The 12,553-nt window shown below is 44.8% G+C and carries 6 protein-coding genes; all 6 read left to right on the forward strand.

The features are described 5' to 3' along the window. Positions 1-108: 108 nt before the first annotated feature. The 6 genes from G630_RS0105440 (at position 109) to G630_RS0105465 (ending at position 12,336) form a co-directional block, all read left to right on the forward strand. Positions 109-2,517 carry a GH39 family glycosyl hydrolase gene (locus G630_RS0105440; protein WP_022762112.1) on the forward strand — a complete coding sequence of 803 codons (2,409 nt, stop codon included), beginning with the start codon at positions 109-111 and terminating at the stop codon, positions 2,515-2,517. Between the two features lie 267 nt (positions 2,518-2,784). Then, positions 2,785-4,209, forward strand: coding sequence for an MFS transporter (locus G630_RS0105445; RefSeq protein WP_081667811.1), 1,425 nt, complete (start codon positions 2,785-2,787; stop codon positions 4,207-4,209). Between the two features lie 107 nt (positions 4,210-4,316). After that, positions 4,317-5,351 (forward strand): alpha/beta hydrolase, encoded by a 1,035-nt coding sequence (locus tag G630_RS23395; protein ID WP_049946107.1) that lies wholly within the window; start codon positions 4,317-4,319, stop codon positions 5,349-5,351. Positions 5,352-5,790: 439 nt separating this feature from the next. Then, a complete protein-coding gene (locus G630_RS0105455; RefSeq protein WP_026497997.1) occupies positions 5,791-7,431 on the forward strand; it encodes a glycoside hydrolase family 43 protein in 1,641 nt (546 codons plus the stop codon). Between the two features lie 16 nt (positions 7,432-7,447). Then, complete coding sequence (locus G630_RS20845; RefSeq protein ID WP_044958769.1) at positions 7,448-9,688, forward strand: glycoside hydrolase family 3 N-terminal domain-containing protein; 2,241 nt, start codon at positions 7,448-7,450, stop codon at positions 9,686-9,688. An 11-nt stretch (positions 9,689-9,699) separates the two neighbouring features. After that, positions 9,700-12,336: a hypothetical protein gene (locus G630_RS0105465; RefSeq protein ID WP_044958771.1), complete on the forward strand. Its 2,637-nt coding sequence runs from the start codon at positions 9,700-9,702 to the stop codon at positions 12,334-12,336. Positions 12,337-12,553: the final 217 nt, after the last annotated feature.

The following is a 12,553-nucleotide window of genomic DNA, read 5'->3' on the forward strand; positions in this document are numbered from 1 at the left end:
GAGCGCTTCGATAGAGCTTACAGTAAGCTTTATCGGGGCGTTTTTTGCGTAAAAATCTTCAAAATGTTACAATTAATATTCACCAATAAATAAAAAAAGGATGTTTCTATGAATTTTGATACATGCTCTTATGAAATAGTAAGACCGGAAAAGAATGAAAAACACATTATTATGAGCCTGACGCTTCTTTTTGCAATTGAGGGAAGCGTTACCGTCAACGTGCTTGAGGATAGCTTCGTCCTTAACGAGGGTGATGTTGTCATGATTAATCCCGGCGTTGAGTACAGTTTTGGAGATGTGGGCGAGTCTATTGTGGGACGTGCTCTTTTTTCCATGAAGATGATCGGAAGTGTAATGAAGGGCAAAAATGTGCTCTTTTACTGCAACTCGGTGGCTGATAAGAGTAAGTCCTACGAGGATTTAAGAAACATTTTTTACCATATGACGGAGGAGTATCTCTACGGATCGCGCCAGTCGGACTGCCGTATTGACAGCAACCTGTACCTGATTCTTGATACTCTTATAGAGAACTATCAGACACAGAACCTCAATGAGGCGCAGGGTAATCCTGACAACGATGTGCGTATGCAGCAGATGATGCAGTATATCATCGGCAATCTGGATCAGGAAGTTAACCTCACCGAGCTTGCGGAGAGCATGTATGTATCCGCATCAACGCTTTCCAGAATTTTCAAGAAAAATACCGGCGTATACTTTGCTGATTATGTAACAAGATTAAGGCTTCAGCAGTCACTTCTTTTGCTGTCATCAACCGATCAGAACATGACGCAGATAGCGTTGTCCTGCGGTTTTACCAACTCTTCATCCTTCAACCGCGCCTTCAGAAAAGAGATGAATATGTCTCCTTCACAGTACCGTGAGCTTCACAGCGAGGATGCGAAGAAAGAGGAGGATGAGAAGAAGAAAATTGACGTTGAGATCAGGGAAAAGCTTGAGAACAACGTTGCTATTCACGGAAGCGTCGGAGTGTCTGACAGCATTTCGGTGGATTTATCCGAAAATGACGGTGAGGATTATGAAAAAATCTGGAACCGCATGCTTAATATAGGAAGTGTCAATGATCTTACACGTGCAAACATGCAGTATCACACTGAATATCTGCATGACAAGCTCCATTTTGATATGGCTCGTATCTGGACACTTTTTTCAACAAAACTGATGATAACGGATGGCAGCGGAAGGAAAGCCTGCAACTTTAACATGGTGGATATTGCGCTTGACTTCCTTGTAAGACATCACATCAAAGTATTTCTCAGCCTTGGCAGAAAGCCTGATATGGCGGCTATGTCCACGGGTGAGATATATAAAATGGACGACTATATTCCTTTTGTGTCCAGGAAGGCCTGGGAGACAGCCGTTTCGGAATTCTTCAATCATATAGTCGACAGATACGGACTTAAGGAAGTATCTGATTGGATTTTCGAGCTATCTACCATACCGATTCTTCAGGAGGACAATATCAGATTATGGCAGGGGGATTCCTATTCCGTACAAGAGGCATACGATTTTCTGTATAAGACTGTTAAAAGGAAGATACCGGATGCAATGGTCGGCGGTTTCGGTGGAACGGTTGAGAATGACTGGGAGCAGCTTCGATCACTGTATTTGAGTCTCGTTGCAAAGGATGAGACGCCGGATTTTGTGTCCTTCCTGCTGTTCCCCTATGTGAATTCAGTTGATGACGAAGGGAACTATGACAGACGTGTATGCAAGGATCCTGAGAATGAACTGCGGCAGGTACGCCAGATAAGAGAGTTGATGGAACAGTCCGGATTATCGGACAGCAAGCTTTTCATAACCGAGTGGAATATTTCTATTTCTAACAGAAACTATGTAAATGACAGCTGCTTCAGAGCTTCATATATAGCGGGCAGAGCTGAGAAGCTTCTCGGACATGTTGATGCGCTTTCAATAATGAGCTCTACGGACTGGATCAGTAATTATATGGATACCACCGGACTTTTAAACGGAAGTATCGGACTTATATCCACTGACAGAATTCTGAAACCTGCTTATTATTCCTTTGATTTTCTGAATGCGCTGGGACACAAGCTTTTGGCACACGGTGATCATTACATTATTACGAAAACAGATAGCGGCAGTATAAGGATGCTGCTTTTCAATGATTCCTGGTTTTCTGCGGGATATTTCCTCGGACCGGAGGAGGTGCCACTTGAAAGGATGGGTTCCGGATCATATACGGTAGGACAGGCGCTGGAGCTTTCAGTAACCATCAGGCATTTGCAGGGTACCGGTAACTGGTATATAAAAAGGCGCATTCTTAACAGAAATCATGGAAGCATACTTGATGAGTGGCAGAAGTTCCAGTATGAGACAAGACTTACAAGGAGCGATGTGAAATACCTTGAGTCAATAAGCGTCCCGAAGCTCACTTTGGAGAAGGCGGAGCTTGAGGATTCGGATCATTCGATTTTGGTTAATGCAAGCCTTGAGCCGCACGAAGTGTGCATGATTCATATCTTTTCAATGGATTAAAAGGGTGATGCAACGATGTTTATCATTTGTTGCATCACTCTTATTTTTTGGCCCAAAATATGAAACGTTTGCAGTAAATCGTGGAATGTATAGCAAGAGAGAATTGCATATAAAAGATAAAGTATATACATAACAAACGTGCACGTGTTTAACCCGTCCTTAAGGGTTAGGCAAAGAAAAAACTTTTAACGCAATACTATATTTTTAGGAAGGTATAAAGGTATGGGATCGAAATTTACATCCCATGACTTGGGAGGAAACGACAAAATGGTAAATCATGCTACGACAGAGGCATCTGATGAGAGGGTGTTAACACCGGTAAACAATGCTTCGAATAATGAAAAAAAAGAAAAGACTAACTGGGTCACCGGTGGTTTCTACGCAATGGGTGAGGTTGGCTGCCAGCTTTCATGGTATATGATCAATACCTACCTCACAATTTTCTACACAGATATCGTTGGATTATCAGCATCAGCTATATCACTGATCTTCGTAATAGCTCGTGTGTGGGATGCTATCAACGATCCTATGATGGGTGCTATATGTGATAAGACAAAGACACGCTTCGGTAAGTTCCGTCCTTACATCATGTTCTCACCTATTTTCCTGGCAATCTTTAACATACTGACATTTACAGTATTCCCGCTTCAGGGCGCTATGAAAGTTCTTGTATGCCTGATCTGCTACATCGGCGCAGGTATGGCTTACACAGCACTTTGCATCCCTTACCAGGGACTTGTAAACTTTATCGCAAGAGATTCACAGGTTCGTATGGACTATGCTTCTTGCAGAGGTATCGGTTCAGGTGCTATCAGCATGATTCTTTCAGCTGTTGCAATGCCTCTTATCCTTTACTTCGGCCACAGCGCAACGCCTACAGCTCAGGGTTATTTCAAGACAACAGTTCTTTTCTCACTGCTTCTTATCCCTGTTTGCCTCCTTTGCGCATGGAAGTGTAAGGAAGTTGCAGTTCCGAAGGAAGAGAACGTAAAGCCTACACCTATCAAGGAAGCTCTTCCTTATGTTATTAAGAACAAGAACATCATGATCACAGTTTTCTCTACATTCTCAGGTGCTATGGGATGTATGGCTCGTATGTCAATGCTTACATTCTATGTAATCTATGTAATTGGAAACCCGATGATGATTTCACCTATCTTCACAACAATGACAGTTTGCCAGCTTCTTGGTAACCTGACACTTCCTTGGGGAACAAAGACATTCTCTAAGAAGGGCTACATGCTTCTTACAACATTCATCCAGGTTGCAGCACTTGTATTGCTCTTCCTTGTACCTGTAAACAACATGGCATTCATTCTTGCAGTTTCAGCAGTTATCGGTCTTACAATGGCTAACGCAAACATTGCACCCGGTATGATGTGCGACTCTATCGAGTATGGCGACTGGAAGTATGGCGTACGTGAGGTTGGTCTTACATTCTCACTTGTAAGCTTCTCAGTTAAGCTTGCTACAGCAGTTACAGGTGTTGTAACAGTATCACTTCTTTCAGCTATCGGTTATGTTCCCAATGCAGAGCAGACTGAAGCAGTTAAGGTTGGTATCAACGCACTTGTTAACCTCTTCCCTGCAGCAGTAATCGCACTTTCAGGTATCTCTGTTCTCTTCTATGATCTTACACCTAAGAAGATGAAGCAGATCTACGCTGAGCTTGATGCAAGAAAGAACAAGTAATTTTTCAAAAAACTAATGGTAACGATTTTGGTATGTAATCGCGCCGGTATGTGAAAAGACATGCCGGCGCTTTTTACTTACTTTCCGACATAATAAAAGGAATCATTATGAAAATAGAAACAATAACACTTAATAAAGAAAGAAACGTAACTTTAACCGCAATGATCCAGGATGTAGGCGGAGAATTCAGAGGAGTGACCAAGCGCCCTGCAGTATTTGTAATCCCCGGCGGCGGTTATATGTTCTGCTCCGACAGGGAAGCAGATCCGGTGGCACTTCCGTATCTCAAGGCTGGATATGATGCCTTTATTTTGAGATATTCTGTTAAAGAGGATTCAGCTTGGCCCAATCCTTTGAATGACTACGATCAGGCTATGGATTATATCAAGGAAAAAGCTGATGAGTGGAACGTAATGACAGATAAGATTGCGGTTATCGGCTTTTCAGCAGGCGGACACCTCGCGGGCGCAGCAGCGACAATGTCAAAGAACCGTCCCGCAGCAGCAATTCTTGGATATGCAGTTTTAAGAGAAGATACTGCACATGAGATTACAGACGGTCCTTCAATTGTGGATGCTGTTGATGAGAAGACCTGTCCCTGCTTCTTGTTTGCAACAAGGACTGACAATGTGGTGCCAATCCAGAATACTATAGACATGATGAGTGCGCTGAACAAGTACAACACATCCTTTGAGTGTCATGTCTACGACTATGGTCCGCACGGCTTCTCAACCTGCGATTCAAGTCTGTTATTTAAGAATGTGCTTATCACCGAGAGAGCAAAGAACTGGGTTGATGACAGTATCGGTTGGCTCCGCGATGTTCTTGGGGATTTTGATGAGACCGGTATTGTAAAGCCTGTATGCAAGGCGCATGTGACAGATGACGGTGAACAGTGGCTCTCACTTGACTGCACACTTCAGAGAATCTTTGGTAATCCCGAGGCCGTTAAAGTGCTCTCTGACACTATCGACAGAATGCGAAAGGAGATACCTCCCTTTGCACCTGATCTCACCTTTGACGACATGATGATGGGAGTCCTTGGAAAAATGAAGATGAGAGATCTTCTCGCTGAAAGAAATATCGATGTTGATAAGTTTGACGAGATGGATGAGAAGCTTTCAAAGATACCTAATATTTAATTTTTGGAGCTCAATATAGGCTATATTGAGAATTGCAAAAAACATAGCTGCATATGCTTTAAGGGTAAAACAACAATTTAAGTAAACTAATATAGAATTGTTGCATTAGAAAAATAGCTAAACAACAAATAGGTTAGAATGATAAAGAATTGTTGTATCAGAAAAATAGTTAAACAACAAACAGAGCAAAATGATAAAAACTTGTTGTATCAGAAAAATAATTAAACAACAAACAGGGTAAAACGATAAAGACTTGTTGTATCAGGAAAATAACTAAACAACAAAAAAGGCAGAACAATAAAGACTTGTTGTATCAGAAAAATAGTTAAACAACAAACAGGGCAGAACAATAAAGATTTGTTGTATCAGGAAAAAACCAAACAACAAACAGAGAAAAAGATAAAGATTTGTTGTTTAGATAAAAAAAAGGGAAAAGACTATGGAGAAAATAATCAGAAATCCAATAATCCCGGGATTTTATCCCGATCCTTCCATATGCAGAGTGGGAGATGATTTTTATATAGCAAATTCGAGCTTCGAGCTGTGCCCGGGAATACCGATTTTTCACAGTAAGGACCTTGCGCACTGGAAGCAGATAGGCTATGCAATGACGCCGGAGAACGGCTTCTATACTGACGCAAACCTGTTTTCCGGCGGAGTTATGGCACCTACAATACGCTACCACAAGGGAACATTCTATATTATAAATTGTAACTTTGGGGATAAGGGTAATTTCATTGTAACAGCGAAGGATCCCAAGGGACCTTGGTCGCAGCCTCATTACATTACAGATATTCAGGATATTGACTGCTCCATATTCTTCGACGACGATGATAAGTGTTATCTGGTCAGTCCCGGTGAGGATAAGGAGCAGGATAACAACAGAGCATTCTACTTAACTCCGTATGATATTGAGAATTTCAAGGTCTGCGGTGAGAGAAAGAAGATCTGGAACAGTGCTATGAGAGGAGCTTGGGCTCCTGAAGCTCCCCACGTCTATCATGTTGGTGACTATTACTATCTGATGATCGCTGAGGGCGGCACAGAGCATAACCATTCCGTAATGATTGCAAGAAGCAAGACCATAGACGGATGGTATGAGGGCAACCCTGCGAATCCGGTACTCACGCACAGACATCTCGGATGGGATTATCCTATTGAAAATGTCGGTCATGCAGATCTTGTGGAGACACCTCAGGGAAAATGGTACGCCGTTATGCTGGGGGTCAGAATCATTGAAGGTCAGCACATGAACATGGGACGTGAGTCCTTTATCTGCCCGGTGGAATGGCAGAGAGGGTGGCCTGTTTTCAGTAAGGAGACAGGAAAAGTTGAGCTGACTTATCCTGCAGATCCGGATCTTCCGTGGTGCGAGGATGGGGATGAAATATCCGCAGACAGAGATGATTTTGATGGAAAAACACTTGGCATAGACTGGAGCTTCTGGGGAACACCTTCGGAGGACTACTACAAAATAGAAGACAGTGCATTACAGCTCAAGTGCCTTAAGAGAAGTATGACAAGAAAGCTTCAGCCTGTGAGCTTTGCGCCGAAAACCGAAAAGGATGAGAACGTAGCCTTTGTCGGAAGAAGACAGAGACACATAGACTTTTCATTCGAAATCAGCATGGACTTCAAGGCAGGCACAAATGAAGGGATAAGTGAAAGCGCAGGCATGGTGATAATGCAGCAGTGCAATCATCAATACCGCTTTGAGAAAAAAAGCAAGGACGGAAAACAGATTATTGCACTTGTACTTGTGACTACAAAGCAGAAGGGACTTCCTTTCATGCCGGGATATGAGAGCGAGTCAACTGAGACCATCTTAAAGGAATCTGAGGTGGAATTTGACGGGCCTGTAATTCTTAAGTTAGAAGCAAAAGGGCAGGATTACACTTTCTACATGGGACAAAGTGCAGATGACTTAAAAGAATTCTACGCACATGCAGACGGAAAGAAGATAAATCCCGAAGAGGTGGGTGGCATGGTCGGAACCATGCTTGGCATGTATGCATCCGGAAACGGAAGAGTATCTGATAACACGGCAAAGTTTGGTTACGCAGAATATAAAGGCAGATAAATAAGAGAGGCAAAAAATGGGTATAGCATTAACAGCAGAGCAGACAAAAAGGGTGGAAGAGCTGCTCTCAAAAATGACATTAACTGAAAAAATCGGACAGATGAATCAGGAGTCCGTTTCGATTGTGGGAGGCTTTGATGTGCCTTTTGAACAGCTCATCGAGATGATGACTGACGGAAGACTCTCGAAAGAAGAGTTTGAAAACATCATGAAAACCGCAAAGACCGACTACCATGAAGATGCAATCAGAGAAGGAAAAGTGGGCTCCCTCATGGTGCAGGATCCTGAGAAGTGCAATGAACTTCAGAAAATTGCGGTGGAGGAGACACGACTCGGAATTCCGCTTATCTTCGGACTCGATGTAATTCACGGATTCAGATCGGTTTATCCTATTGCAATAGCGGAAGCAGGATCTTTTGATACAGAGCTTATGGAGAAAACTGCTGCGATGGCAGCTAAGGAATCGAGATGCTCAGGTGTTGCATGGCACTTTGCACCGATGCTTGATGTTGCAAGGGATGCAAGATGGGGAAGAGTATCCGAGGGACCGGGAGAAGACCCATATCTTGGCTCATGCTTTGCAAGGGCGAAGGTGAGAGGACTTCAGAACGACCACTCTGAAAATGAAAATTACGTGGCAGCATGTCTTAAACACTTTGTTGGATACGGAGCGGCAGAGGCCGGCAAGGACTACAACACCGTAAGCATGGCTAACCACGTTTTATATAACAATTATCTCGTGCCCTTCAGGGCAGCAGTAGAGGAAGGCGCGCAGACAGCTATGGCGTCCTTCAACGATTTGAATGGTGTTCCCAGCACCGTGAATAAGTGGGCGCTCCGTGACATCCTTAAGGACAACATGGGACTTCCGGGATTTGTCGTAAGTGATGCCAATGCAATAAAAGAATGTGTTGTTCACGGCATCGCAGAGGACGAGAAGGAAGCAGGCGAAAAGTCAGCCAATGCCGGACTCGACATGGACATGGGAACGGAAATATATATTCAGAACCTTGAGAAGTCTGTAGAGGAAGGCCAGGTTTCCATGGAGGTCATAGACGATGCCTGCCGCAGAGTCCTGGCAGTAAAGATGTGGCTTGGGCTATTTGATCATCCCTATGTGTCCGAAGAGGTTATGAAGAGATATGAGGAGATTCCGGAAGATCATAAAGCACTTGCTCTTGCATCAGCAGAGAAATCGGCAGTACTTCTGAAAAATGAAGGCAATTTACTGCCCCTTAAACAGGACACCAAAATCAGTCTTGTGGGAAGTCTTGCCGACAACAGGTCTGAGGTAGTTGGAGCATGGGCAATAAGCTGGAAGGAAAAGGACTGCGTTTCTATTTTAGATGGAATGAAGCAGGAATTTTCAGATGTAAATTATTATCCCTGCGGTGGTCCCGAGGGTGATATAAATGACGATGAAGTCAAGGCAGCCTGCGATAACGGCGATGTGATTGTTGCGGTTCTCGGAGAAACTGTTGCTATGTCAGGCGAAGCTTCATCAAGAGCGGACATCACACTTCCCGGAAAACAAAGAGAGCTTCTTGAAAAGCTCATTGCTTCCGGAAAGCCTGTGGTTCTTGTTCTTATGAACGGAAGACCCCTTGCCCTTCAGTGGGAAGCAGAAAATGTTCCTGCAATCCTTGAGGGCTGGCATCTTGGAATTCAGATGGGTAATGCGATAGCACACATTCTTTCAGGTAAAAAGAATCCTGAGGGAAGACTTTCATCTTCATTCCCTGCAGTTACAGGACAGTGCCCTATCTACTATAATCATCCGAACACAGGAAGACCTGCGGGTAACTTCAAGTTCACTTCGAGATACCTCGATGCACCGTTCACCTCGCTCTATCCGTTTGGATTTGGTCTTTCATACACAAGCTTCGAGTACTCTGACCTTGCAGTAACCGAGGACAACGATGCGCTCAAAATCTCTGTTAAGGTTAAGAACACCGGTGATAGGGAAGGCTCCGAGACAGTTCAGTTTTATATGCAAGATGTCGCAGCATCAATAGTAAGACCCGTTAAGGAGCTTAAGTGTTTTGAAAAAGTTGAATTAAACCCCGGCGAGGAAAAAAATGTCGAGGCGAGACTTTTAAAGAAGCATATGGGCTTCTGGAACAATCAGGGTAAGTACTGCCTGGAGGATGGACTTTTCAGAATCTATGCAGGTGCAGACTCAGCTACAGAACTTTGTGAAGAATTAAGGGTAGGGTTTGAAGGCGTCGAGAAGGAGCCGGATTATCCTGTTGAATAAGGAGAACAACCATGAACAACTACATCTTCCCATTCCTGTGGATGCGCGGCGAGGACGAAGCCACCATCCGCAAGGAAATGGAAAAAATAGACGAATGCGGCATAAAGGCCGTCTGCGTGGAAGCAAGACCGCACAAGGATTTCTGCGGTCCCGGCTGGTGGCATGACATGGACATTGTCATTGACGAAGCAAAGAAGCGCGACATGAAAATATGGATACTGGACGATAAACATTTTCCCACAGGCTACGCCAACGGACTTATCGAGGAAAAGTATCCCGAAAGGAAAAAGCAGTATCTTGCATGTACTGCCTGCGATGTATTCGGTTCCGTGAGATCGCGCACACTTAACGTTCGCCGTATGATGAAGCCAACCATAGGCTTCTGGCAGATAGGACAGCCGGCAAACGACGCGGAGAGAGCAAAGAATAAGATACTCTCAATCGTAGCTGTGCCCTTCGCAGAGGGCAACCGTTTTCATGAAAAAGAGATAAACCTCATGGGCCAGTACCATGGACAGGATGAGATAACCTTCACTCTCCCCAAGGGACAGTGGAGGATACACGTGCTTTACACAACATACACCGATGGTGGCAATGAGAGCTACATAAACATGATAGACAGCGTTTCCGCGCATACTCAGATAGAGGGGGTTTACGAGGAGCACTATAAGCACTACGGGGATCTTTTCGGAAATGTGATCGCGGGCTTCTTTTCAGATGAACCGCAGCTTGGCAATACAATGGAGCAGGGCTATGATACGAGGCTCGGTAAGCCCGGTATGCAGCTTCCCTGGAGCGATGAGCTTGCACAGATGCTGAAGGAGCGCTGCGGAGAGGATTATCAGAGACTCCTTGCTTTTCTCTTTGCAGAGGGTGAGGAGAAAAAGGATGAGCCTCAGATTCGCTACGATTACATGGACTGTGTCTCCAGACTTTATCAGAAGAATTTTTCAGAGCCCATCGGAAGATGGTGCCACGAGCATGGTGTCGAATATATCGGACACGTGGTTGAGGACAACGGAGTTCATTCAAGACTCGGTCTCGGAGATGCCCACTGGTTCCGCGCTATAAGCGGCCAGGATATGGCAGGCATTGACGTGATTGGAGGCCAGGTTGTATACGGCGCGCCGGTTCAGGAGAGAAAGGGCATGGGACCGCTTGTTCTCGATGGCGAGTTCTATCACTATGCCTTAGGAAAAATGGGTGCCTCAGCGGGTCACCTTGATCCGAAGAAAAAAGGCCGCACTATGTGTGAGCTTTTCGGAGCCTACGGATGGAACTTCGGAGTGCGCGATCAGAAGAGACTTCTTGATCACCTTCTTGTGAGAGGTATCAATCGTCTTGTTCCGCATGCATTTTCCATGGCACAGTATCCGGATTTCGACTGCCCGCCGCATTTCTATGCAGGTGGAAACAACCCGGAATTTCCATATTTTGCAGAACTCATGAAGTATGCAAACAGAATGTGCGACCTCTTAAACGGCGGTGTCCACAAAGCAAGAATAGCTGTGCTCTATGACGGCGAGGGCGACTGGAGCGGTTCATGCATGCCGATGCAAAAGGTGTGCCGCGCGCTCACTACTAACCAGATAGAGTTCGACATCATATGCCTGGATATGCTGTGTGACCTCAAGGCCTATAACGGCTATGCGGACGGAAACAAAGTATGCATAAACGGAGAGACCTTTGATGTGCTTCTTGTGCCCTATGCGGAGTATCTCCCCGAGAGGCTCTATGCGTTTAAGAAGGAAAATCCTACCTTCCCCGTTTACTTTGTCGGTGGCTACCCGAAGTCCATGCTTATGGATGAAGTGAGAAAAGCGCCTGCGAAAGAGGAATGGAAGAAGCTTTTCAGCATGGTCAGCCTTGATGAGGTGTCGGGAGAGCTTGAGTGCAATGACTGGAGTAAGCCTTTCCTTGATGAGGAGTTTTCGGAGCTCACACTCTATCATTATGAAAAAGAGGGTAAGCAGATTATCATGCTTATGAACGAGTCTCCCGAGGAAGATTTTAACGGCGTGATAAATCTTCCGTTTGAGGGAAGTGCAGTATATGTCGACGCCTTCAGACAGAAAAAATGGGCGCTTAGCAGGATGGCAGATGGCAGGGTAAGAATCGAAGTACCTGCAGGAGAGAGCTGTCTATTAATAGAAGAGGACGGAGAGGGCCTAAAGCCCTACTGTTCACTTTCCGGAAGACTTCGCGCTGCGGATAAAATAGAAGATATCTCACATGAGTGGAAGGTCTCTGCAACAAAAGCAAAAGATTATCCCACTTTTTCTGAGGAAGAAACCTACAGAGATCTGGAGCCCTATAGCAATGCGCACCCGGATTTCGCAGGTGTTCTTCGATACAGGAAAAATGTCACCATAGGCCGCCCTGTGAAGGAAGCTTACCTTGAGATGGAACAGGTTTATGATGTGGTTAAGCTTTTTGTAAATGGAAAAGAGTCTGAAGTAAGGCTCACACCGCCCTACACGGTAAGCATCGGTGAACTTCTGAAGGAGGGTGAAAACGAGATTCTCTGCGAGGTTGCAACAACACCCGCCAGAGACCAGAGAAACTACCCCTCTGCACCTTTTGACTTTAATCATGAAACCACAGACCCGACGGGTATATGCGGGAAGGTGAAACTGTACCTTAAATAAAGCCTTCCCCTTGGGGGAAGGTGCCCGAAGGGCGGATGAGGGGCACATGCATGCAACGGATATTTGACTTCTGTTGCATGCTTTTTTTATGTCTTCAAACTTTTGCAATAAAAGGGCGGCTATATTCAATAGAGGGAAAAGCGGGCACCCTTCTCCCCGCGATATCATATGTACATCAAATGAAACACGCACATGTGCACAGCACTTGTGTCGAACA

Origin of the sequence: Butyrivibrio sp. WCD2001 (assembly GCF_000424485.1) — a bacterium.
GTDB lineage: Bacteria > Bacillota > Clostridia > Lachnospirales > Lachnospiraceae > Butyrivibrio.

Coding starts and splice junctions, on each gene's coding strand:
- G630_RS0105465 (WP_044958771.1), top strand. CDS start 9,700: ATGAACAACTACATCTTCCCATTCCTGTGGATGCGCGGCGAGGACGAA.
- G630_RS23395 (WP_049946107.1), top strand. CDS start 4,317: ATGAAAATAGAAACAATAACACTTAATAAAGAAAGAAACGTAACTTTA.
- G630_RS0105445 (WP_081667811.1), top strand. CDS start 2,785: ATGGTAAATCATGCTACGACAGAGGCATCTGATGAGAGGGTGTTAACA.
- G630_RS20845 (WP_044958769.1), top strand. CDS start 7,448: ATGGGTATAGCATTAACAGCAGAGCAGACAAAAAGGGTGGAAGAGCTG.
- G630_RS0105440 (WP_022762112.1), top strand. CDS start 109: ATGAATTTTGATACATGCTCTTATGAAATAGTAAGACCGGAAAAGAAT.
- G630_RS0105455 (WP_026497997.1), top strand. CDS start 5,791: ATGGAGAAAATAATCAGAAATCCAATAATCCCGGGATTTTATCCCGAT.